Genomic DNA, 25,385 nt, shown 5'->3' with positions numbered 1-25,385 from the left:
TCGTACGGCCACCGATCGACTGTGTTTCTCGTCAGAAAATCCGCAGCGCGTTTGCCAAAGGGTGACCACTTCCTCTATCATACGGTGTAACGCAAAAAGCGCTTCTCAAAAAGCGCTTCGTGCGGAATGTCGGTTCACTTCAGGAGGAGTTTTAATGACTATACTTCCTGAAGTTTAGACAGGTGGTATGATCCTGTCTTGGGAGAGGAGGAGTGTTCGTGCTTCCACCCCTTCCCAAGACATGACTATCCCGCGCCTGGCCGAGCCCTCCCGAGAGCTCGGCTTGCTTTTTTTCTTTACGGTGATCGATTGATTTGATCCATATATATTTTCCTATGGTGTCGCTGCGGAGAATGTATCTTTTTGTTCGATTAGCCACCAGTCAACTTTTACCGCCTCATCGACCTTTTCCGAGAGCCGAATCTTGAACCCAACATAGTCCCCGTCCCCGTCACGCACCTTTTCGACCCAGCTAAAGGCATTCGGATTGCCTTTGAAACTCGTGAAGATACGCGAGCCGTTCACCATCGGGATCATCGCCTTGGTCCGGATCTCGATACTTCGTCCGTCCGAACCGGTCTCATCATCTTTGCCATCACCATCCGTATCCGTCACCACAGGCAATACCGTCGCCGTCCCGATAGTTGGTGCCTCTGCATCTGATACTTCAATCGTAATTCCGCCAGTCGCCAGCGACTTAGCACGGAGTGCCCCACCGAGGAGATCAACATTACCGAGCTCATCCTTGGCGATCATATTGCCGAGATCGAAGGCGTTGAAGAATTCGGTCAGCGTCCCCACCTGTGCCGTGAGCGTCACCATATCGGACTGGATACTGGTAAGATTGGCCGCGAGCGTGTTCTGGTCGAGTGCGATTTGTGCAGTCAATGTATCGAGTGTATCGAGCCGGGCGAGGTCACGAGCGAAGTACGTATCGTGTTCGGCGAGCTTCGCATCGATCTCGGTATCCTTTGTGGCGAAAGCCGTCAGGTTTGTACTCGCGAGCAAGAGCTGTTCGTCGACACTCGTCTGGAGTTCGGAAAGCGTCGTGATATTCGCTGTTGTCTGGAGGGAGAGATCAGCGATCTGCTGCTGTTCCTCACCGAAAAGCTTGCTCTTCACATCACCGAAGCGAGCGTACAGGCCGTGGACCGCACCATCCTCGAGATACTCATCCACATACGGGATGAGGAATTCACCCGCCTGAAGTCTTTGAGTGAGGTACTCTGGATGATTGGTCGTATCGAAGGGCAGCGCGTTTTCTAACTCGGTCTCAGCGTCACTGGTAAGTTTACTCAAAGGGGCCGTTTCATAGCTCGGGATCTGAAAGCCAGCCGTCTGGGCAGAGTAGTGCCAAGCGCCACCGTAGCGGAAATAGATGCGACCGTTGGTGGAATCGACACAGATCGTACCGTTGGTGTCACGCGTGAAAGTCGTATCGCTGCAGGCTCCAGCATTGACCTTGGTAGCCAAGCCGTCGACAGTAGCATCGAGCTCGACGTCGGATTTCACTGCGGACTGCGCTGTATCAAGACCGCCCGAACCGTTCGACTGCGCGTACACCGTGAGGAAGCTCGTCCCATCGATGGCCGCGGTGTAGCTCTCGACGGTCCCGGAAGTCGCCGCACTCGTCACCGGCATATCGATCCAGGTCACTGCTCCCGCGTTCTCATCAAAGGAGGTAGCGCCCAGGTTGAGGTTAGCGATGGTGGTGGTGCCGCTCGCGTCAATGACAAACTCATCCCCACTGGCGAGGCCATCACCCGAGTAGATCTTGAACTTGTCCGAGTCAGAGTCATCGATGCCGAGGGTGAAGAGGGGGGTGCCTTCAGTCAGTTCAAACTTGACGACGGGGTCATAGTCACCGGCATTGGTATTGGCGAGAGTAAAGATAGTGTCCGCTGCTCCAGAGGAGAGGACATCCAGAATTGTGTTGGGGGTGGCGTCCCCGATCCCGACCTGACCCGAGGCATCAATGAGGAAGGGGTCGGTGTCACTAGCGACATCATTGACGCGGAAACTCGTACCGGAGCCGGTGTTTTCGATCAGGGCGGCAACTTGAGTAGCCGCACCATTGGCGGTGACTTTGAAGGAGGTGGTGGTATTGAGGGCCCCGGTATCGGCGATGAGGAGGAGGTTGCCGGTATTGGCGGCATTGGAGCCAGAGAGGGTGATGGATTCGAGGGAGCCGGTGAAGGCGACGGAGGAGGAGGCGATGTTCACGGCCGAGCCGGAGGTGAGGGCATTGGCATTCACTTGCAAGAGACCCGTTGTGGTCGTCGCGGAGTTACCTGTAAGAGTGAGGAGAGAGCCCGTCGTCGTCATCACAGCAGCATCTGTGATGGAAGCCACTGTTCCCGTAACCGTGCCACTCGTCACCTGGAGCGAGTTGCCCGTACCGGCTGTTCCTGTGACTGCGCCCGTCGTAGTGATCTTGAGGAGCGCGCCTGCCGCCTGAGCTGCTGCTCCCGTCGGACCGACGATATTGATCGCCCCGCCCGAGGTGAGGACCGCGGCGCCATTCACGTTAATATTCTGAGCGTAGCCAGTGGTCAAACCAGCCGCATTCATAGTGAGGAGGCCAGTTGTAGTGGTGGCCGCATCAGCCGTTAGATCGAGGAGCTTGCCGGTCGTCGTCATGACCGAGGTATCTGAGATCGAGGCGAGGGTCGGGGTGATGGCTCCGTTGCCGGTCACCTGGAAGAGGGAGCCGGACCCCGCGCCCGTGGTGGAGTTCGTGATGGCCCCGGTCGAGGAGATATTAAGGAGGCCCGTAGTGGTATTCATCGTCGCCGCCCCGGTCGGACCATCGATGTTGAGAGCACCGCCAGTGGTGAGAACGGCTGCACCGTTCACATTGAGCGTCTCAGCATATCCCGAAGTCAGTGCATCCGCCGTATACGCAAAGCCTGTGGTCGTTGTGCCCGTGAACGACTGTGCCCAGGTATTGGTCGTTTGATTCAGGGTGAGGTTGGCATCGAGGTCGAGGGTGTCTTGGAATTCGGTGAAGTCGAGGGAGTCGGCGGTGACGGAGGAGGCGCCGATAGTACCGAAACTCGGGGTCGCGCCACCGAGAAGCACCTGGGTGCTCGTCCCTGCCGTCGCCTGAGCCAAAGTACCGGAACCGTTGGTATATAAGACACCGCCATTACTCGTGAACCCGCTGAAGGTGATGGTGCCGCTCGAGATGATGCCGGTGGCAGCCACAATCGCGCCGGTTGAATTCACTTGGAAGGCATCTCCATCTCCGACCGTAAAGAGTGAAGCAGGAGAGGTATCGCCGATACCGAAATTCCCCGAGGCGAGCGCAGTAATACGTGCAGACGAATCCCCGTAGAAAAGCAGCCCCATCGCATTATTCGCACTGCCATCTCCATCATAGAGAAATGACCAACTTGCCCTATTGCGTACCGTCTCGCTCCTACCGATTGGGGCTTCCACATACTGACCCGTCGTTATGTCTGGAACATACAATCCGGCTAACTTGTTATACGTACCCCCCGTGCTTCGTGAGACGTGCAGCGGAAGACTCGGTGCCGCCGTCCCGATCCCCACATTCCCTGTCCCATCAATGACGAAGGGGGAGGTGTCACTCGCCACATCATTCACGCGGAAGGCGAGGTTGCCGGTGCCGGTGGCATTGTGCTGGATGAGGAGGGAGGTGTTGGCATTGGCGGTACCCGTGTTCTGGAGGTCGAGGAGGGAGCCGGTATTGGCAGCGTTACTACCGGAGAGAGTGATGGTCTCCAGGCTCCCGGTGAGGGCGGCGGCGGCAGAAGCGAGGGTGAGGGCAGAGCCAGAGGTGAGAGCGTCAGCCGTATACGCAAAGCCCGTGGTCGTTGTGCCGGTGAAGGTCTGTGCCCAGGTATTGGTGGTTTGGTTCAGGGTGAGGGCCGCATCGAGGTCGAGGGTGTCTTGGAACTCGGTGAAGTCGAGGGAGTCGGCGTCGACTTCTCCAGCGGAGATAGAAGTCCCGAGCGTACTCGCAATAGTAATCGTATCCGTTGCTCCACCCGTTGTGGTGATACCCGTGCCCGCAGCGATCGTCAGGGTGTCGCCTTGAGCGATGGTCTGATTGGAACCTGAAGTGCCCGCCGCTGTGAACAATGTTCCTCCTGATACGACACAGGTGGAACAAGTAATGTCCCCAAGCGCCGAGACAGAGAGACCACCCGATCCCGAGACCGCAACCGTGCCTGAAGCGTCCGGGAAAGTGATCGTTTTGTCCGTCGTCGTCGGGTCGCTGATGACGAGGTAGGTCTCAATCGTATTGGCTGTACTCCCCTCAAAGGCAAAGCCAGATTGACCGAAGACACCGGCATTGGCCGCGAGGCCGACATCGCCGGTGAGGGCTTGCGAGTAATCGAGGCCGAGGGTGAGGGACGCCCCTTCACTCCCCGCGGAGCCGCCCGTGAGACCAGTCAGTACACTCGTCTGGGCATTGGCGACATAGTTGCCGGTGGTGTCGGTGGTGAGGGCGACGGCATCGGCCGCCACGGTAAGGACACCGGCATTGGAGATGGTTGCATCACTCGAGAGGGTGACAAAGGTCGGGACCCCGGAGCCATTGGCCACGAGAAGTTGAGCACTGGTGCCAGCGGCAGTGACTTGGACGGCACCGGTGCCATTGCCATAGAGGACGCCGTTACTCGTGAAGGTGGTGGCGCCGGTGCCGCCATTCCCGACAGGGAGTGTCCCGGTGACTTCACTGGCGAGATCAACCGAGGTACCGAGGGTCGAGGCGATGGTGATACTCCCTGCGCCTTCAGAAATAGTGATACCGGTACCGTCGGTGAGGGTGGCGAGGGTGTAGCCTGAGCCATTACCGATGAGAAGCGTGCCATTGGCCGCGGCTGAACCGTCGAGACCCGTGCCACCGTATTGAGCGCTGATAGCTGTGCCGTTCCAGGTCGCGCTTGTGAACGTCTGTCCCCCATCGATGGTGGCGACGGTACCAGTCAGATTCGGCAGGGTGATCGTCCGGTCGGCAGTCGGATTGGTGATGACGAGTGTCGTTTCATTCGCATCATCCGCGCCGGTGCCCTCAAAGAGGATTTGATTGCCGGTGGTGACATCGAAAACGAAACGCGCCGAGGTCGTGGTCGAGCCGCCGAAAGCAACATCGTCAGATGTCTGCGTGAGATACGTGAGCGTACCCGAATCGGTCCACTTCGAATTGCCGAGACCGCCCGCATCGACCCAGGTGAAGCCGCCCGTACCGGCATCATAGGTCAGCACATAGCCGCCCGTCGGCGCATTGGTTACCTCGAGATCGACTTCCTCGACGGTGTTATCGGTGATCTCACTCCCGTCCACACTCGTCCCCAAAGTCGAGGCGATGGTGATACTCCCGGCGCCATTCGTGACGGTGATGCCAGCGCCTTGAGTCAGAGCGGCCGCTACGGGAGCCACACCCGTACTGCCGATGAGGAGTTGACCATTGGTGGGAGCACTGGTCGTGGTGAGGAGGCCACCCGTACCGGAGTAGAGGAAGCTGTTGGCCGTGAGACTAGAGAAGGTGATATTGCCGGAGGAGGTGATGCCAGTCGCGCCCGTGATCGCTCCGGCGGCACTGATGTCGAGGGTTGGGGTATTGAGGAAAGTGGTGAAGTTTGATCCCCCACTGTTGGTGATAGCGATGGCATCGGTGACGATGGTCGTGCCGGATGTCGTCGTATCCGCATTGTCGAGGAGGAGGAGGGCAGAGAGAGCATTGTCGGTCGTATTGTTTGTGTCTTGATTCTGGATGCGGACGGCGTACTCGCTGTTGCCGGCGACAGATGGATTGTTGGTGAAGTTGACCGCCAGGCCCGTGACACCATTGGTGTTGGCGAGGGTGGATTGGGCATTGGTCAGGTTGAAGCTGACCGGAGTGAGGGCGGTGTTGGCGGTGGCGGTATTCGTCGTCGTCAGGTTGAGGGCACTCCCGGTGGTGAGCGAGGTGGCCGTATACGCAAAGCCCGTGGTCGTTGTGCCGGTGAAGGTCTGTGCCCAGGTATTGGTGGTTTGGTTCAAGGTGAGAGCCGCATCGAGGTCGAGGGTGTCTTGGAATTCGGTGAAGTCGAGGGAGTCGGCGTCGACTTCGCCCGCAGCGATGGAAGTGCCGAGGGTACTCGCGACCGTGATCGTGCCCGCGCCTTCGGTGATACTGATGCCGGTGCCGTCGGTCAAGGTAGCGAGCGTGTAGCCTGTACCATTACCGATGAGGAGGGTGCCATTGGCCGCCGCTGAGCCGTCGAGGCCGGTGCCACCCCGACTGACTGAGAGTTGGGCTTCCGAGGAAAGGGAAGAGGTGCCAGTCCAGAAGGCGACGTGACCCGATGTGCCGGTGCCTGAGATGCCTCCGACACCACTGACGGTGGCACACTGCCAGACATTGGTCGTATTGTTCCAAGAGAGGATTTCATTGTCGGCACACCCCTGAAGGAGGGCGAGCTCATTGGAGGACGCACCTTGGAACTCGAGGCCAGAGTTAGAGGAGGTAGAACCCGTGCCATCGGCGGAGTCGAGGAGATCAAGGGTGAGGGTGAGGGAAGCCCCTTCAGATCCAGCACTGCCTCCAGTGATGCCGTTGCCATTCGCAACATTGGCGACATAGTTCCCCGTCGTGTCGGTGGTGAGAGCGACGGCATCGGCGGCGATGGTGGCAACCCCTGCATTACTGATCGTGACATCGCTACTCAGCGAGACAAAGGTCGGGACCCCGGAACCATTGGCGACGAGGAATTGACCGGTGGTGCCCGCGGTGGTGACCTGGACGATGCCCGTACCATTGCCGTAGAGGACGCCATTACTCGCGAGGGTGGCTGCCCCGGTGCCGCCGTTTCCGACCGGGAGCGTCCCGGTGACTTCGGTGGTGAGGTCAACACTGGTGCCGAGGGTGGACGCCACCGTGATACTCCCCGCGCCATTGGTGACGGTGATACCCGTCCCTTGGGTCAGAGCCGCGAGGAGAAATTGTTGTTGGCATCGTGACCGATGAGAAGCTGCCCATTGGTGACGGCTGAGCCATCCACCCCGGTGCCGCCCCGAGAGACATTCAATTGATTCTCACCCGCGACCGTACTCGTGCCCGTCCAGTAGGTGACTTGACCTGTGGCTCCGGTGCCGGTGACTCCACCCGTACCGGCAATACTGGCACAACTCCAGACATCCGTCGTTTCATTCCAGGCTAAGACCTCATTGTTCGCACAGCCCTGAAGCAAGGTGAGACCCGTCGCGAGGAGTTGGAGGCCAGAGCCTGAGCTCGTGGTAGCGGAGAGGGCATCAGCGGAGGGTTGGAGGAGGATGCCCAGCGAGCCGCCTTCGGTCCCGGTCAGGGTGAGACCACCCGAAGCGGTGGCGGAGGAAACATAGTCGCCGGTGGTGTCGGTACCAAGGGCGACCGCATTGGCGGCGATCGTCACGGCACCGGAAGCAGCGAGCGTGGCATCACTACTCATGGAAACAAAAGTGGGGACTCCACTGCCATTGGCGACGAGGAATTGACCGGTGGTGCCCGCGGTGGTGACCTGGACGATGCCCGTACCATTGCCGTAGAGGACGCCATTACTCGCGAGGGTGGCTGCCCCGGTGCCGCCGTTTCCGACCGGGAGCGTCCCGGTGACTTCGGTGGTGAGGTCAACACTGGTGCCGAGGGTGGACGCCACCGTGATACTCCCCGCGCCATTGGTGACGGTGATACCCGTCCCTTGGGTCAGAGCCGCGAGGAGAAGTTGTTGTTCGCATCGTGCCCGATGAGGAGCTGCCCATTGGTGACGGCTGAGCCATCCACCCCGGTGCCGCCCCGAGAGACATTCAATTGATTCTCACCCGCGACCGTACTCGTGCCCGTCCAGTAGGTGACTTGACCTGTGGCTCCGGTGCCGGTGACTCCACCCGTACCGGCAATACTGGCACAACTCCAGACATCCGTCGTTTCATTCCAGGCTAAGACCTCATTGTTCGCACAGCCCTGAAGCAAGGTGAGACCCGTCGCGAGGAGTTGGAGGCCAGAGCCTGAGCTCGTGGTAGCGGAGAGGGCATCAGCGGAGGGTTGGAGGAGAATGCCCAGCGAGCCGCCTTCGGTCCCGGTCAGGGTGAGACCACCCGAAGCGGTGGCGGAGGAAACATAGTCGCCGGTGGTGTCGGTACCAAGGGCGACCGCATTGGCGGCGATCGTCACGGCACCGGAAGCAGCGAGCGTGGCATCACTACTCATGGAAACAAAAGTGGGGACTCCACTGCCATTGGCGACGAGGAATTGACCGGTGGTGCCCGCGGTGGTGACCTGGACGATGCCCGTACCATTGCCGTAGAGGACGCCATTACTCGCGAGGGTGGCTGCCCCGGTGCCGCCGTTTCCGACCGGGAGCGTCCCGGTGACTTCGGTGGTGAGGTCAACACTGGTGCCGAGGGTGGACGCCACCGTGATACTCCCCGCGCCATTGGTGACGGTGATACCCGTCCCTTGGGTCAGAGCCGCGAGGGAGAAGTTGTTGTTCGCATCGTGCCCGATGAGGAGCTGCCCATTGGTGACGGCTGAGCCATCCACCCCGGTGCCGCCCCGAGAGACATTCAATTGATTCTCACCCGCGACCGTACTCGTGCCCGTCCAGTAGGTGACTTGACCTGTGGCTCCGGTGCCGGTGACTCCACCCGTACCGGCAATACTGGCACAACTCCAGACATCCGTCGTTTCATTCCAGGCTAAGACCTCATTGTTCGCACAGCCCTGAAGCAAGGTGAGACCCGTCGCGAGGAGTTGGAGGCCAGAGCCTGAGCTCGTGGTAGCGGAGAGGGCATCAGCGGAGGGTTGGAGGAGAATGCCCAGCGAGCCGCCTTCGGTCCCGGTCAGGGTGAGACCACCCGAAGCGGTGGCGGAGGAAACATAGTCGCCGGTGGTGTCGGTACCAAGGGCGACCGCATTGGCGGCGATCGTCACGGCACCGGAAGCAGCGAGCGTAGCATCACTACTCATGGAAACAAAGGTGGGGACTCCACTGCCATTGGCGACGAGGAATTGACCGGTGGTGCCCGCGGTGGTGACCTGGACGATGCCCGTACCATTGCCGTAGAGGACGCCATTCGGGGTGAGGGTAGTGGCGCCGGTGCCGCCATTGGCGACCGGGAGCGTCCCCGTGACTTCGGTGGTGAGGTCAACACTGGTGCCGAGGGTACTCGCCACCGTGATACTCCCCGCGCCATTGGTGACCGTGATGCCCGTCCCTTGGGTCAGAGCTGCAGCTACGGGTGCCACACCAGTGGAACCGATGAGAAGTTGGCCATTGGTGGGAGCCGTGGTCGTGGTGAGGAGACCCCCGGTGCCCGAGTAGAGGAAAGAGTTTGGCGTGAGACCAGAGAAGGTGATGTTGCCGGAGGAAGTGATGCCGGTGGCTCCAGTGATCGCGCCAGCGGCACTGATGTCGAGCGTTGGGGTATTGAGGAAGTTAGTGAAGTTTGATCCTCCACTATTGGTGATGGCGATGGCATCGGTGACAATAGTTGTACCAGTCGCGGTGGTATCGGCGTTGTCGAGGAGGAGGAGAGCGGCGAGCGCATTGTCCGTGGTATTACTTGTTGATTGATTCTGGATCCGGACGGCGTACTCACTATTGCCCGCGGCAGACGGATTGTTGGTGAAGTTCACCGCCAGACCAGTAACACCATTGGTGTTGGCATTGGTGGCTTGAGCATTGGTCAGATTGAACTGAGCTGCCGAGAGAGCGGTATTGGTCGTGGCGGTATTGGTCGTGGTGAGGTTGAGAGCACTTCCCGTAGTGAGAGACGTCGCCGTATACGCAAAGCCTGTAGTCGTGGTCCCGGTGAAGGACTGGCTCCAAGTATTGGTGGTTTGATTCAAGGTGAGAGCAGCATCGAGATCGAGGGTGTCTTGGAACTCGGTGAAGTCGAGAGAGTCGGCGGTCACGCCACCCCCGCCTCCGCCCCCGATGGTATTCCATGTCGGGACGCCACCAGCGAGGATGAGGACCTGGCCATCTGAACCAGCTGTGAGCTTCGACAAAGTACTTGTCCCGCTGGCATAGATCACGTCACCAACAGCATAACTCCCGATTCCCGTCCCTCCTCTACTCACTGAGAGTTGATTCTCCCCTGCGACCGTACTCGTGCCCGTCCAGTAGGTGACTTGACCTGTGGCTCCGGTGCCGGTGACTCCACCCGTACCGGCAATACTGGCACAACTCCAGACATCCGTCGTTTCATTCCAGGCTAAGACCTCATTGTTGGCACAGCCCTGAAGCAAGGTGAGACCCGTCGCGAGGAGTTGGAGGCCAGAGCCTGAGCTCGTGGTAGCGGAGAGGGCATCAGCGGAGGGTTGGAGGAGAATGCCCAGCGAGCCGCCTTCGGTCCCGGTCAGGGTGAGACCACCCGAAGCGGTGGCGGAGGAAACATAGTCGCCGGTGGTGTCGGTACCAAGGGCGACCGCATTGGCGGCGATCGTCACGGCACCGGAAGCAGCGAGCGTAGCATCACTACTCATGGAAACAAAGGTGGGGACTCCACTGCCATTGGCGACGAGGAATTGACCGGTGGTGCCCGCGGTGGTGACCTGGACGATGCCCGTACCATTGCCGTAGAGGACGCCATTCGGGGTGAGGGTAGTGGCGCCGGTGCCGCCATTGGCGACTCCAATCGTTGTTCCATTCCACGTCGCATTCGTGAATGTCTGCCCACCATCGAGCAATGCGACTGTCCCACTTGCATTGGGGAAAGTATATGTCTTGTCACTTCCCGACAAGTCCCCCACATCTAGCACGCCGTAAAACGCCGCCCCGGCTGATTCAAGGATCTTCAGTTCTGATGAAGCATTGTTGAGGGAGAAATCAAATGCTCCGGTCTGATTCCAGTCGGCGGTCAAAGCTCCGAGGGCGAGGGTGGGAGTGGCGCCTTCGCTACTCGCGGAACCATTGAGACCATTGCCACTGGTAATCGTGGCGACATAGTTCCCGGTCGTATGAGTGGTGAGAGCGATGAGATCGGTGAGACTGCTCGCCCCTGTTCCACCGTTGGCTACCGGGAGCGTCCCCGTGACCGCAGTCGTGAGATTCACCTTGCCCCAAGATGGAGCGACACCGATACCACCTGAGAGGAGGACATTGCCTGTCGCGACATCGGGGAGAGCAGCGAGTGTGGTGGCACCCGTCGCATAGAGGAGATCACCGATAGTGTAGCTACCGAGTCCGGTCCCACCTCGTGTGACAGAGAGTTGATTCTCACCGGCGAGCGTACTCGTCCCAGTCCAGTAGGTGACTTGGCCATTTGTTCCGCTTCCCGTGATACCGCCGACACCAGAGACCGTGGCACACTGCCAGACATTGGTCGCATTGTTCCAGGAGAGAATCTCATTGTCTGCACACCCCTGAAGCAAGGCGAGTTCATTGGATGAAGCACCTTGGAATTCGAGACCAGAGTTAGAAGCGGTGGAACCAGTGCCATCCGCACTGTCGAGGAGGTCGAGGCCGAGGGTGAGGGTCGCTCCTTCGCTGCCGGCGGCACCCCCAGTGAGACCGTTACCGTTGGTGATGGACTGGACGTAGTTACCGGTGGTGTCGGTGGTGAGGGCGACGGTATTTGCACCGATTGCGGAAACACCAGCGTTCGTGATAGTGACATCGCCTGACATGGAGACGAAGGTGGGGACACCCGAACCATTGGCGACGAGCAACTGAGCACTAGTACCAGCCGCCGTCGCAGCGACCGCGCTCGATCCATTGCCGTAGAGAACGCCGTTACTCGTCAAAGTAGAAGCGCCTGTGCCACCCCGAGCGACTGACAATTGCCCTGTCCACCCGAGCGTGAGGACATTGCTGGAGATGGATCCAGTCACGTTCGTATCATTGACGATAGAAGTCGGAACAGCAGAAGTTACCGCAACCGTAATCGATCCCGCAGCCTCAGTGATATTGATACCGGTGCCATCGGTCAGCGTGGCAAGCGTATAGCCGGTACCATTACCGATGAGGAGCGAACCATTGGCGGCAGCGCTGCCATTGACGCCCGTCCCCCCGCGGGAGACATTCAGTTGATTCTCACCAGCAAGAGACGATGTTCCTGTCCAATACGCCACCTGATTGTTGGCGCCACTCCCCGTCACACCACCAACACCAGAGACGGATGAACACCCCCATGTATCCGAGGTTTCATTCCACGAGAGCACTTCATTGTTGGCACAGCCCTGAAGCAAGGTGAGTCCCGTCGCGAGGAGTTGGAGACCGGAGCCTGAGCTCGTGGTAGCGGAGAGGGCATCAGCTGAGGGTTGAAGGAGAATGCCCAAGCTTGCTCCTTCGGTCCCAGTCAGGGTGAGACCACCCGAGGCGGTGGCAGAGGAAACATAGTCGCCGGTGGTGTCGGTGCCGAGAGCAACGGCGTCAGCAGCGATAGTGAGCGCCGTCGAATTATCGGAATCAAGGGTCGCTGTCACATCGCCCGTAAACGAATGTCCCGACAAGATTACCGTTCCTGAGAGATCAGCGAGTGTTATCGTCCGGTCAGTGCTCGGGTTGGCGATGATGAGAGATGTCTCATTCGCATCATCCGCACCCGTCCCCTCGAAGATAATCTGATTACCCGTCGCGACATCGAAGTAAAACTTGGAAGCGTTCGATGTCGATCCACCGATGGCGAGACTATCTGTTGTATCCGTCAGATAGGTAATCGCTCCCGAATCTGTCCACTTCGATGATCCCGTCCCTCCGGTATTCGAAATCCAGGTGAAACCACCCGTGCCGGAATCATAGGAGAGAATGTAGCCATTCGTCGCCGCATTCGTCGCTTCGAGGTCGACTTCTTCGATGGTATTGTCAGTGATCATCGTCCCAGTCACCGTCCCCGTATCACCATTGGTGATAAGTGTGCCAGTTGTGTCAGGCAGCGTATACGTGTGCGGAGCAGACAGATCCGCAATGGTCAGTTGCCCGCGACCGCTCGCATCATAGAAGTAGAGCGACGTCCCAGCCGTGCCACTCGCCGTAAACGCATCCCCCGACACCGCGTCACCGATGGCAGTGATATCACCTGCACCGACGCCACCAACGGAGGTGCAGGCCCACGAATTCGAAGCATCCACCCAAGCCAAGACATCATTGTTCGCACACCCCTGGAGCAAGGTGAGTTCATTGGATGAAGCGCCTTGGAACTCGAGACCAGAGTTAGAAGCGGTTGAACCAGTGCCATCGGCGGAGTCGAGGAGGTCGAGGCCGAGAGTGAGAGTCGCCCCTTCACTGCCAGCGGCACCCCCGGTGAGGCCGTTACCATTGGTGATGGACTGGACGTAGTTACCGGTGGTGTCGGTGGTGAGGGCGACCGCATTGGCGGCGATCGTGATTGCCCCCGAAGCCGCGAGTGTCGCATCCGTACCCATGGAGACGAAGGTGGGGACACCCGAACCATTGGCGACGAGGAATTGACCGGTGGTGCCCGCAGTGGTGACCTGGACGATGCCCGTACCATTGCCGTAGAGGACGCCATTACTCGCGAGGGTGGCTGCCCCGGTGCCGCCATTGGCGACCGGGAGCGTCCCCGTGACTTCAGCTGAGGCGAGATTGATATCCGTACCGAGTGTGGACGCGATAGTGATGGTGCCTGACCCTTCCGTGATAGAGACACCGGTACCATCCGTCAATGTTGTCAGGGTATAGCCGGTGCCATTACCGATGAGGAGTGAGCCGTTGACGGCGGCCGAACCATTCACGCCGGTACCCCCTCGGGAGACATGCAGTTGGGCTTCGGAGGATAATGTCGAAGTACCGGTCCAATACGTGACCTGGCCATTGATTCCGGAACCAGAAAGTCCACCGACACCAGAGACAGTGGCACATTCCCATTCATTGGTCGTGTTGTCCCATGCCAAGATTTCGAGATCGGCACAGCCCTGCAGGAGCGTGAGTTCATTATTCCCGGCACCTTGAAATTCAAGACCGGAGTTGCTCGCGATAGCACCGGTCGAGTCATCGGCATCGAGGAGATCAAGTCCCAGCGTCAATGCTGCCCCTTCCGAACCACCATTGCCACCCGTGAGACCATTGCCACTGGTAATCGTGGCGACATAGTTCCCGGTCGTATGAGTGGTGAGAGCGATGAGATCGGTGAGACTGCTCGCCCCTGTTCCACCGTTGGCTACCGGGAGCGTCCCCGTGACCGCAGTCGTGAGATTCACCTTTGCCCCAAGATGGAGCGACACCGATACCACCTGAGAGGAGGACATTGCCTGTCGCGACATCGGGGGAGAGCAGCGAGTGTGGTGGCACCCGTCGCATAGAGGAGATCACCGATGGTGTAGCTACCGATACCGGTCCCACCTCGTGTGACAGAGAGTTGATTCTCACCGGCGAGCGTACTCGTCCCAGTCCAGTAGGTGACTTGGCCATTTGTTCCGCTTCCCGTGATACCGCCGACACCAGAGACCGTGGCACACTGCCAGACATTGGTCGCATTGTTCCAGGAGAGAATCTCATTGTCTGCACACCCCTGAAGCAAGGCGAGTTCATTGGATGAAGCACCTTGGAATTCGAGACCAGAGTTAGAAGCGGTGGAACCAGTGCCATCCGCACTGTCGAGGAGGTCGAGGCCGAGGGTGAGGGTCGCTCCTTCGCTGCCGGCGGCACCCCCAGTGAGACCGTTACCGTTGGTGATGGACTGGACGTAGTTACCGGTGGTGTCGGTGGTGAGGGCGATGAGATTGTTCAGGCTCGTTGCCCCCGTCCCACCATTTGCCACCGCGAGCGTCGTGCCATTCCACACGCCCGAAGCAATCGTCCCGACCGCCGTGATATCGGTCAGGTTGCCAGTCGTGATGACCGTGCCTGTGACATTCGGCAGCGTCACGGTCCGATCAGCGGTCGGATTCGTGACCGCCAATGTCGTTTCGAAACCATCAGCCGCTGTCCCCTCAAACGCGAGCGTTGAAGCTGACACATCAAAGAAAAATCCCGTGTCCGTGGTCGAGCCGCCGACAACGAGGTCATCCGCCGTATCCGTCAGGTATGTGAATGAGCCAGCACTCGTCCAATCGCTCGTGCCGCCGGTCTTGTTGGAGCAACCCCATGTCTCAAGCGTCGAGTTCCATGACAACACTTGGTCGTTGCTGCAGCCACCGAGCAACCGTAGGCCGTCAGCAGTGAGTTCAAGGCCGGAATTCGATGAAGCATTGATCGTCGTACCCGTCGTCGTCACATCGAGACCAAGCGTGATCGTGCCGGCGCCGTTCGTGACCGTGACACCGTTGCCCACCGCGAGGGTATTGAGTGTATAGCCAGTACCGTTGCCGATGAGCAATGATCCATTGCTGGCGGCTGATCCACTTACTCCAGTTCCACCGCGCGAGACGTTGAGCTGCGCTTCACTCCCGAGTGAACTCGCCCCGCTCCAGTACGCAACATTCCCTGCTGTCCCTGTCCCCGAGAGACCCGAGGAAAAGCTCGCACATTCCCACACATTGGTCGCATCATTCCAAGAGATGCCCTGACCATTGGCGCAACCCTGCAGGAGCGAAAGTTCGTCCGAGCCCGCGCCGCTAAATTCCAAGCCGCTGTTCGATGACGTCGCACCCGCCCCATCCGTGCTGTCGAGGAGGTCGATATCGAGCGTGGCTGCCACACCTTCGCCCGAGGCCGAACCCGAGACACCATTGCCGCCTGCGATCGTCGCGACATAATTCCCGACAGTATCCGCGCCGAGATCGATGAGATTGGTGAACGCCTGTGTCCCAGCGAAGGTGATGTCCCCCGTCATCGTCCCACCCGACAGCGGGAGGAAACTGCCGGAGGCCGTGGTCGAAATGTCGGAGAAAGCTGAACCATCGTTGGAGACCTGCCAGCTCTGCGTCGACCCATTGTAACGGATTGCGGGCGGTGTGCTCGAACTCGAAACCGCGAGATCGAAGTTTGCACCCGTTGGTCCAGTACCGCTCCCGATCGTAAAGACTTCGGAGTCTGTCCCTGTGTCCGTGTTCTGCTGGTGGATATCGCCGAAGCGTGCATCGTCACCACGCACGAGCTGGTTATTGCCAGTCCCCACGGGCAGCTGTTTAAGATTCACCTTGCCGTTCTTGTCGAGCACGAGCAGATTGCCTTCGCTCGTGCCGAATGTCTTGCCGCGCAGGAATTGGGAATTGAGAGCAGATGGGACCGCGCCGAGTTTCTTGCGCGGCACCATTTCCGAATCAGTGCCGACCCGGATACCGAGATAATAATCCCCGCTTTCAAAACTCAGGCTCGCCGGCAGCGCTGTCGCTGATCCGAGGAAGGCCCGCAACACACCATTTTTCACGATCACTTTCTGGGTTTCCTCCCAAAGCCGATTATCCGCATTCGAGGGATAGGCATCCGCTGTCGTCCGGTCGGTCCGGTACAGAGCGAACCGCACATCGTACTCGCCGTTGGTGATTATCTTGCTTTCGGCGTCAAAGAGCGAAACAGCGACTGAAATCTGGTTTATTGATTGCGCCAAAACCGATTGGGAAGTGTATCCCCAACCAATGAGACTCCCCGTCGCCAATGCGATCGCTAGGAGAAATATATGCGTTTTTAGGTTTTTATTTTTTACATACCAGTGCATGGCGGACATTCATGCCATAGGAGAATTATACCACGGAATACAGTCATTTTCACTATCTTGGCAAGAGGGTATTTGTTGTTCATCCGGTTAGAGCGAGGGCGAAGTTCCATCCGATTTTTCAGGTAATTTTTTCTGACTCTGGATTGAGATATTTTTCACAGGCAAACGTATCATACGCATCTCTAACGAGACGTCACTGCCCAACCGAATACCTCGCCGATCGCCCCCGCGATGAGGTCAAAGAGCGATACGGTCCGCGCGCCGGTGAAGACTGCATGCGGCTCGCTTTTCACCCGGTTGCCATAGCGGTCACTCGCGTCGATTGTGTAGAGATATGTCGAAGCTGGATCGAGACCCGAGATGATGACGCTGTGGTTGTAGCTGTAGTCTTCCTCGTCAATTCCCCGCTCGGTCTGACCAATACCCTTGGAGTAGCGGACTGATGCCTGAGCGAGCTTGTTGGTCGTCCAAGTCACGACCAGCTTCACATCCTGCTTATTTTTCTCAGTGAAGGCTTCGCCGCGGATATCCTCTACCGTGAGTGCTCCGACTTCATCCTCATCGACAAGGAACTGCAGCTCGCCTCCGATCACGATCTCCCCCGCCTTGAAATTCTCACTTTCGAAATTCGCATTGTCATCCGGCAGGGCGAGCGTCCCTTGCTCTGGTATGAGTGCGGGCGGTGTCGCTTCCTTCACTTCTGTGACCGACTTTGGCTCATCGACTATCGGTGCACTCCCGGTATCGCGGAACCACCAGTACATGATCCCCGCGATGATCACGACGAGGACGAGAGTGATCAGACTGCGTCGCACTACCCGATGCCGCCACTTACTCGCCGGCGTAGCGACATCACTCACAGCTGGACTCGGTTCGGATGGTCTTGAGGCAGGGACGATTCTCGGCACCGCCGAAGACGCGGCGGGAGCTTTCACCGTGGCCGAGACGACTGGCTTTTCCGGTATCGGGGGAGACTGACTGCCGAGAAAAGGATTGAGGGGTGATGGCGGCTGTGCCATACGCAAAGGAGTGACGGTTCGTGGTCAAGACATGGCTCTATATCGGTATTATTGTACCACGCTTTCACGCGTCCCGACACTGTTTTCCCCATATATTTCCGAGCATCTTCGCACATACTCGGACCGTACCGAGACAACGTAAACAAGACTGAAAAAAAGCGACCTTTCTGATCGCTCTTAGCTCAAATATTCGACTACTGGAAACTATTTTGCAAGACGGAGTTCGAGTTTGTGAATTCTTTTCTCCAACTCACGCACTTCGAAACGATACGCCACTTCGACCATCCGGAGTTTAAGATCCTCAACATCCCTTTTCAACTCCCTCATCTCTTGTTGCATCTCATCCAATCGCTCATCGACACGCTGGAAGCCTGAATCCATCTTCTCATGAATCACCAAAAACTCTCCCTGCATCAGGGTCGCCAAGTCTTCGATCGTCGTGACTTTCTTCAGCTTCTTTTTCATAGCAAAACTATCATACCACCAACAAAAATTTCTGGCAAAACCCCTCTTTCAAGCCTCAAACCCATTTGGAGGTTCGACCTCCAAATGACGCTGCCGCACTCAGTGTACCCCCACACCCGTCGAAGCAGCGGAGGGGGTGGTGTCAGCATTTGCTCCGTCTATCACTGTTTCTAGCGGCCACTATTGTAGAGCGCTTTCACTTCGGTATCCGACAACACGCGATTGTAGATGCGGACTTCGTCTATCTGACCGGGGAAATAATCTCCTCCTCCATCCAGACGAGACCCAATGGCAGAATAGTTAAGATTCGGAGCACTAGTAATGGCCGCCGGACCACCAACAAGGACACCATTTACATAGATACTCGCGTTTCCGCCACTATACGTACCAACGATATGAGTCCACTGATTCAGCACCACTGCACCTCCACTAACAGCATTGGGAGCGCCCCACCCAGTGATTACCCATTCGTTTGAGGAATTAATCTGGATTGCAAATGCCTCCCCATTATTCTGATTTCCATATCCGATAACACCACGATAGGAACCATCAAGCAGAGGCGCCTTTGCCCACACAGAGATAGTACGTGATCCGGTGGGTAAGCCGGTCGGAGAGATACTAACAGTGTCATTTGTCCCGTCAAAGGACAAAGCCTGGCCGAGTTTGCCTTCGGTGATGGTTGGGCCGTTGGTGAGGGTGCCATTGTTGCCCGCGCCGCTCCTGTCAGAGGCGGTCGTGCCCGAGACATCCGGCCCATTGAAGGACCAGTAGCCCTTCAGACTCGTGTCGACGCCAGTCGGTGATGTCAGTCGGTACAGCTGAGCGACTTCATCGGCGGACAGCGCTCGGTTGTAGAGGCGAACGTCGTCCTGTTTGCCACTAAAATACTGGGAAGTACCGGCATACATCCACCCCAAAGACAGGGCATCCGCATTAGAGAGATCACCGGAGACAGAACAGTCGGTCGTGAGGCGTAGCGTACCATCAACATAGAGGCGCGAGATGTGGCTCGTGTCGACGGACCACACGTAGTGATGCCAGGCACCGGTGAGGGTGGTATTTAGGTCAACATAATCACTACAATCATCCGTTGCATCATTCAGCATTATATTGAATAGGTCGGTAGTATGAATAAAAAGACCATACCCCTGTGAGGCATCGTTCGTACTCTTCATAACAAGTGGTTCATTGCCGTCCACAGCACTAAGATTGAACCACCCAGCATACGAAAATGCTTCGCCGACCCCGAAATCTAAAGCCGGCGCATCACTTACTCCTATTTCATCATTCACCCCATCAAAGTTCACCGCGCTCCCGATGCGGCCCGTGGTCCAGGTGGGGCCATTAGTGAGGGTCCCGGTACTCGCATTGGTACTGGTATCAGCCGCGCTTGTGCCCGTGTTTTCGTCCAGCTTCCAGTAGCCAGCGAGGCCAGAGTCCAATCGGCCAGTGCCTTGGAGCTGGGAGACACTCGTGTTTACTTTGTCGGATGCACCCAGATTATAGAGTGCGGTAATTTCCGACGTCGTGAGCGTCCGGTTGTAAATACGGACTTCGTCGACCAAGGCCCCGGCGTAGCTGTTGCTCGGGTTGCCGTTGTAGTCACTCGCGCCGCCACCGATACGGATGGAATCAAATGAAAACGATCCGAAAGTCGTGAACGCGGTATCGCTTGCCACTTCCACTCCGTTGTGGAATAACGCCAGCTTTGAACTATTCGCCGTCACAACTAATTGATGCCATATCCGGGTGTCGTCAAGAGATGGATATACGTACTCCGGGATATACGCCTCCGACTGGGAATATTGCCGGCCGGCCATCACTTGCAACCGCTGGTATGGAGGATAGTTATTGCTTCCGAGACGGATCCGTTCATCATTATCTCCAGAATTCCACATCTCAAACAAGACTATATCCTGGAGATCATCAGGGAAATCCTTCACCCACAATGATATGGTATATCCGCTCGCTGACTGCCAGTCGGGAAACGAGAGTCCGGTGATTCCAACACTATCATCCACTCCATCAAAGTTCAGCGCCTGGCCGAGCTTGCCTTCCGCGATGGTTGGGCCATTGGTGAGCGTCCCGTTGTTCCCCGCGCCGCTGCGATCATAGGCCGTCGTACCGGTGGTATCACTCCCATTGAAACTCCAGTAGCCCTTCAGACTCGTGTCGACACCGGTGGGCATGGTGAGACGGTACAGCTGGGCGACTTCATCGGCGGACAAGGCGCGATTGTACAGGCGGATTTCGTCAAGCTTGCCGTCGAAGGGATTGCCGCCATCGCTCTCCGCCCCGATGACGAAAGCGCGTGTACTCTCGATCGAGCCAGCATACCCACCACCGATAGAATTGTCATTTTGAATACCGCCATCGATATATATCTGACCAAAGTTGCCCCCCGTCCGCGGGATATTGAAGATGATAGCGAAATGGTGCCAACCCGGCGCGGTATACGCACTCGTCGTTTCAAGGGTATTGTCTCCTAACGCACTGCGGGTAGCGAAGACGAGCTTGTCCGTCGTGGCATCGAGATAGACCAGATAGCCCATGGCGTCCGCTGTCCCATTGCTCTTGGCGAGGATGGTGTCGGTCGTCGTGGCGGTGTCGCGGTTGAACCAGCCCGACAGCGTGTAGTATTGGTCCCCCACCGCATCGAGCACCCCCGCTCGCCGGATCAGCGACCGTGATGTAGTCATCGGTGCCGTCAAAGTCCACCCCTGTTTTGATCTGTCCCGTCGTCCAGGTGGGGCCGTTGGTCAGAGTGCCACTATTGCCATTGGTACTGGCATCGCCGGCGCTCGTGCCCGTGTTTTCGTCCAGCTTCCAGTAGCCAGCGAGGCCAGAGTCCAATCGGCCAGTGCCTTGGAGCTGGGAGACACTCGTGTTTACTTTGTCGGATGCACCCAGGTCATAGAGCGACTTCACTTCGCCGGCCGACAGCGCGCGGTTGTAGATGCGGACTTCGTCGAGGGAGCCGTCAAATCTATTGTACAGTCCATCATCCGACGCAATAAAATTCGCTGTTAAGCCTGGGGCGCTTGTTGTCGTTCCACTTTGGGCGCCGTTGATGTAGAACGTTGCCGTCCCTGCGTTATTCGTAATCACGATGTGTGTCCATTCGTTCGCTACAACCGTCCCAGTGCTGCAATGTTCAGAACCCGAATATGTAAAACTAATTCGATCGCCATCCCAACCACAGATTCCGCTTGCTCCTAACCAGTTTATTCCTACACTGACATTCTGAGTGAATAATGCTTTATAATAACTGCTTGTTTTTCTGACCCACATCGAAATGGTGTTTGTGTTCGTCATCACCACTCCGGGTAATCCGATGTAGCCACCCGTTGAATCCACTCCATCAAAGGACAAAGCCTGGCCAAGTTTGCCTTCGGTCTTCGTCGGGCCATTGGTGAGGGTGCCATTGTTTGCATTGCCGCTCCGGTCCGTCGCCGTAGTGCCACTGATGTCCGCTCCATCGAAGGTCCAGTAACCGACCAGACCACTCGTGAGGGAGCTGGTGGGCGACTTATTGAGCGTACTCGCGCGAACGGAGAAATACCAATAACCCGCCGCGAGGGTGGCCAGCGCCAACAATATCCCAACATACTGGAACGCTCGAGATTTGGTAAGAGAGTAAGAGGACATGGCAGCTACAACTCGCTAGTTATTAGTTGCTAGTTTCTAGCAGATACGGTCGCGGCTAACAACTAAAAACTAATTACTAATAACTACGCGAGTCTTCCGAGGATGCCATTCAGTTCTTCGTTCGAGTAGAATTCGATCGTAATCTTGCCACCCTTGCCCTTGGGCTGGATCTTCACCTTCGTCCCGAGCTGCTCGGTCAGCCACTCCTCTTTGGCAGCGAGCTCAGGGGCTGGCTCACGCGCCGTACGCAGATGCGAACGGACCGACACTTCACGGGCTTTTTCCTCAGTCTCACGGACGGTCAGTTCTTCCTTGATGATGAGATCAAAGAGGGCGCGCTGTTTTTCCGGATTGTCGATGGAGAGGAGCGCCTTGGCATGACCTTCACTGATCTTGCCTTCGATAATGGCCCGTTGAATTTCAACCGGGAGAGTCAAGAGCCGGAGTGTGTTGGAGATATTCGGTCGGCTCTTGCCCATTTTCTTCGCGACGGCATCCTGATGCAGGCCAAATTCATCCGTGAGCCGCAAGTAGGCCTTCGCCTCTTCGATCGGGTTCAGGTCATGCCGCTGGATATTCTCGATGATGGCGAGCTCAAGCTTTTCCTGATCACCCGACGTCTCGCGGATGACGACCGGGACCGTGGCGAGGCCGACTCGCTTGGCCGCCTGCAGCCGTCGTTCCCCCGCGATGAGCTCGTACTTCCCATCACCGAGGGCCGATACGACCAGTGGCTGCAGGACACCGTGTTCCCTGATAGAGTCAGCGAGTTCGGTGAGTTTGGCTTCGTCGAAATGCAGCCTGGGCTGATGCGGGTTCGGGATGATATCACCGATGGCGACCTCTCGCGTCAGCGGGACATCGGGATGTGAGACAGTGGTCGGTGGAAGTGCCGAAACCGGGATGTCACCAATCGCCACTGGCTGAGCGGGGTCAGATACTGGATTTCGCTTCGGCGGGATGAGCGATGCCAATCCCCGTCCGAGTCCATACTGCTGGGCCATATCGGTCAATGTAAAATGAAAATCTCAATAATCAAACACGTGATCCTCTCTACTATACCACTTTAGCGCTGTCGTGTTCGGCTTCTTCGCGGGCGATGATCTCACGCGCGACGGATTTGTAGGCTCGGGCACCTTTGGAAAACGCATCGAAGTCGAGGATGGACTTGCCGAAACTCGGCGCCTCGGCGAGACGAACGGAGCGCGGGATGACCGAGTCGAAAACGGGACCAGGAAAATGACGCCTGACTTCTTCGACGACCTGTCGCGCCAGCCGATTCCGACGGTCGAAGAGGGTGAGGAGCGCACCGAAGATCTTCAGATTCGGCTGCAGGTGTTCCCGGACGAGCTCGATCGTGCCGAGAAGTTGGGACAAACCTTCGAGCGCGTAGTACTCGGTCTGCACCGGCACGATGACGCCATCACTCGCGACGAGCCCGTTCACCGTGAGGAGACCGAGGGACGGCGGAGAGTCGATGAGGATATAGTCAAACTCCGAACGGATCTGACGAATGACCTGGTAGAGACGAAACTCGCGTTCAGCGATATGGACCATCTCGATCTCAGCCCCTGCCAAGTCCTGCGCCGCCGGGATGAGGTAGAGATTCGGGATACCGATATCGAGGATGATCTCAGTGGTGGGCAGCCCCATAATCATCGAATGGTACAGATTCTTTTCCAGATTCCGGATATGCACCCCCAGGCCCGACGAGGCATTGCCCTGTGGATCGAGGTCGACCAACAGGACGCGCTTCCCCGCCTCCGCGAGATAGCGAGCGACATTGATGGTGGTCGTGGTCTTCCCCACCCCGCCTTTCTGGTTCACAAACGCGATGACTTTGGCCATGAAATTAACCTACAACTTATATCCGATAACCAACAAAAAAATAATCCTCACCCTTTCCGATTGTAGGTTGTGAGTCGTGGGTTGTTGGTTCCATTATATTCCATTGACAACACTCTATCAATTGCCTACTCTTCCCTAAAGAGAGCCTTTTCTGGCAATGCTCCAGACACATGCCGCGGTGGTGGAATGGTAGACACACGGGACTCAAAATCCCGCGATAGCAATATCATGAGAGTTCGAGTCTCTCCCGCGGCACCGAAGAAATGTTGGACTTTTACCCGCCTTGGGAGGGCAAAATCCAATAGTAGCAATACTGTGAGGGTTCAAGTCCCTCCTCGCCCACAAAAAACTTTCACTCCAAGCAGACGGTTTCAAGTTGGAGAGTCCCTGCCCGTCCAAGGCTCGAAGAGCGGCGGAGGGTCTCCCGCGGCACAAATACAATTGAAACCTGTTTATCTATCCGAAGCAAAGTGCTCGTTTATTTTCGGGCGCGGATTCCGACTTCGATCGCCCGCGAAGTCCGTTGAAAGAATCCTTCCGATCGGATTCGGACCACTTTGTCGCGCCAGTCGGTCGCCGAACAAGTGATGGCCGTACCAGTGCTATCAAAGAACGTGACCTGAAAGGTGTAATTCGGACTTGACGATGCGGGACTGTTGGTATTGGTTGCACTGATCACACCGCTCGAACAGCTCGCACTAGATACAGAAGACAGGTTGCCAGCCAGGGTGTTTAGTGTGCTATCCGGCATCGGACCATTGATTGGCACAGAAGCGATCAGCGGCGAATTATCGATATAGATGCGTTTCAAGACACGTTCCGCGCCGCTATCCGCCGCCTGAAACGCGATGACGGACTTCTGCGTCGCGAAACTCGCTTTCCGCTCCAAAACCGAAACGCTGAGGAGCGTGATCCCCGAAAACAGGAGCAGCGAAAGCAGCATGAGAGAAAAACCGAGCGTTGATCCTTTAAGATTTGTTTTCCTGACTGTCATACAGCTACAGTATACTCTCCTCGTGACTATCGCCCAATGCGAGTTCGGTCACGCGCGCGATGAGGAGCGCGACTGTCACTGGACCCACGCCACCCGGGACAGGGGTGAGATACCCCTCAAGCCGGACGAAACTCTCAGGATCCGTATCCCCCATCACTTGCTCGCCGGTTCGTGTGATCCCACCATCGATGATGATCGCTCCTGGACGGACCATACTCCCGGTGATGGAATGTGGGTTGCCCGTGGCAGTGATGATGATATCGGCCAGGCCGAGCTTCGCTGCCATCTCGGTCGGGGTGTGACTGAGATTGTCATCGGCCTGGACACCTAGACGGCCGAGAGCTATCGCCATGACACGAGCAAACAAAGGCGAGTTCGCGAAAACACATGCTCGTTTCCCCTCAAGCGGCACGCCCGTATTCTGGAGCAGGGCGAGGATAGCCCGTGGGAAAACCGGTGGCACCGATGATGTGCCAGTCAGGAACCGCGCCACTGTCTCTGGATGAAACCCATCTACGTCTTTCGTCGGTTGGATAGTCGCGATCACTCTGTCCGCATCAATCGACTCAGGGAGTGGCAATTGGACGATGATGCCATGGATGTCTGGTCGTCCATTGAGCGAGCGTACCACTGCCTGGACTTCAGTGGTCGTTGCGGTCACCGGGAGTACCTGTTTCTCGAAATACACCCCGACCGATTGAGCCGCCTTAGCCTTCAGTCCGACATAAATCTGTGAAGCCGGGTTTCCTCCCACGAGGATAGCTGCGAGGCCTGGCGTCACGCTCTGTGAACGGATACGTTCGGCGGCCGTCTGCAGTAACTGCTCGGCAATTGGTTTTCCGAGAATCGGTTGCATA

At 57.5% G+C, this 25,385-nt stretch carries 11 protein-coding genes and 1 tRNA gene; 1 reads left to right on the top strand and 11 read right to left on the bottom strand.

The window, feature by feature from the left end; genetic code table 11:
• Positions 1-333: 333 nt before the first annotated feature.
• From IPJ68_00545 to IPJ68_00505, 9 genes are all read right to left on the bottom strand, one after another.
• Entirely contained in the window at positions 334-6,891 is a 6,558-nt protein-coding gene (locus IPJ68_00545) for a hypothetical protein (protein ID QQR78763.1), read from the bottom strand.
• A 47-nt stretch (positions 6,892-6,938) separates the two neighbouring features.
• Positions 6,939-7,649 (bottom strand): hypothetical protein, encoded by a 711-nt coding sequence (locus IPJ68_00540; protein QQR78762.1) that lies wholly within the window; start codon positions 7,647-7,649, stop codon positions 6,939-6,941.
• A gap of 47 nt (positions 7,650-7,696) precedes the next feature.
• Positions 7,697-14,203 (bottom strand): hypothetical protein, encoded by a 6,507-nt coding sequence (locus IPJ68_00535; GenBank protein ID QQR78761.1) that lies wholly within the window; start codon positions 14,201-14,203, stop codon positions 7,697-7,699.
• Positions 14,152-16,554: a hypothetical protein gene (locus IPJ68_00530; protein QQR78760.1), complete on the bottom strand. Its 2,403-nt coding sequence runs from the start codon at positions 16,552-16,554 to the stop codon at positions 14,152-14,154. The genes IPJ68_00535 and IPJ68_00530 overlap by 52 nt, the downstream gene beginning before the upstream one ends.
• A gap of 182 nt (positions 16,555-16,736) precedes the next feature.
• Complete coding sequence (locus IPJ68_00525; protein ID QQR78759.1) at positions 16,737-17,573, bottom strand: hypothetical protein; 837 nt, start codon at positions 17,571-17,573, stop codon at positions 16,737-16,739.
• Between the two features lie 204 nt (positions 17,574-17,777).
• Positions 17,778-18,038, bottom strand: a complete 261-nt coding sequence (locus IPJ68_00520) for a hypothetical protein (GenBank protein ID QQR78758.1) — start codon at positions 18,036-18,038, stop codon at positions 17,778-17,780.
• A 170-nt stretch (positions 18,039-18,208) separates the two neighbouring features.
• The gene (locus IPJ68_00515) at positions 18,209-20,737 is read right to left on the bottom strand and encodes a LamG domain-containing protein (protein ID QQR78757.1); all 2,529 of its coding nucleotides are present in this window, start codon (positions 20,735-20,737) and stop codon (positions 18,209-18,211) included.
• A gap of 1,032 nt (positions 20,738-21,769) precedes the next feature.
• Positions 21,770-22,690, bottom strand: coding sequence for a ParB/RepB/Spo0J family partition protein (locus IPJ68_00510; protein ID QQR78756.1), 921 nt, complete (start codon positions 22,688-22,690; stop codon positions 21,770-21,772).
• 52 nt (positions 22,691-22,742) lie between these two features.
• Complete coding sequence (locus tag IPJ68_00505; protein QQR78755.1) at positions 22,743-23,534, bottom strand: ParA family protein; 792 nt, start codon at positions 23,532-23,534, stop codon at positions 22,743-22,745.
• Between the two features lie 172 nt (positions 23,535-23,706).
• Between IPJ68_00505 and IPJ68_00500 the strand changes: the two genes are divergently transcribed.
• Positions 23,707-23,789: transfer RNA gene (locus IPJ68_00500), tRNA-Leu, on the top strand.
• 223 nt (positions 23,790-24,012) lie between these two features.
• On the opposite strand, the gene IPJ68_00495 is transcribed toward IPJ68_00500, so the two are convergent.
• Together IPJ68_00495 and IPJ68_00490 are read right to left on the bottom strand one after the other, a co-directional pair.
• The gene (locus tag IPJ68_00495) at positions 24,013-24,528 is read right to left on the bottom strand and encodes a hypothetical protein (protein ID QQR78754.1); all 516 of its coding nucleotides are present in this window, start codon (positions 24,526-24,528) and stop codon (positions 24,013-24,015) included.
• A 4-nt stretch (positions 24,529-24,532) separates the two neighbouring features.
• Positions 24,533-25,384: a bifunctional 5,10-methylenetetrahydrofolate dehydrogenase/5,10-methenyltetrahydrofolate cyclohydrolase gene (locus IPJ68_00490; GenBank protein ID QQR78753.1), complete on the bottom strand. Its 852-nt coding sequence runs from the start codon at positions 25,382-25,384 to the stop codon at positions 24,533-24,535.
• Position 25,385 lies beyond the last annotated feature (1 nt).

The sequence above is a fragment of the Candidatus Moraniibacteriota bacterium genome (assembly GCA_016699425.1).
GTDB lineage: Bacteria > Patescibacteriota > Minisyncoccia > Moranbacterales > UBA1568 > SSEF01.
This window is presented reverse-complemented; position numbering and strand designations above follow the sequence as displayed.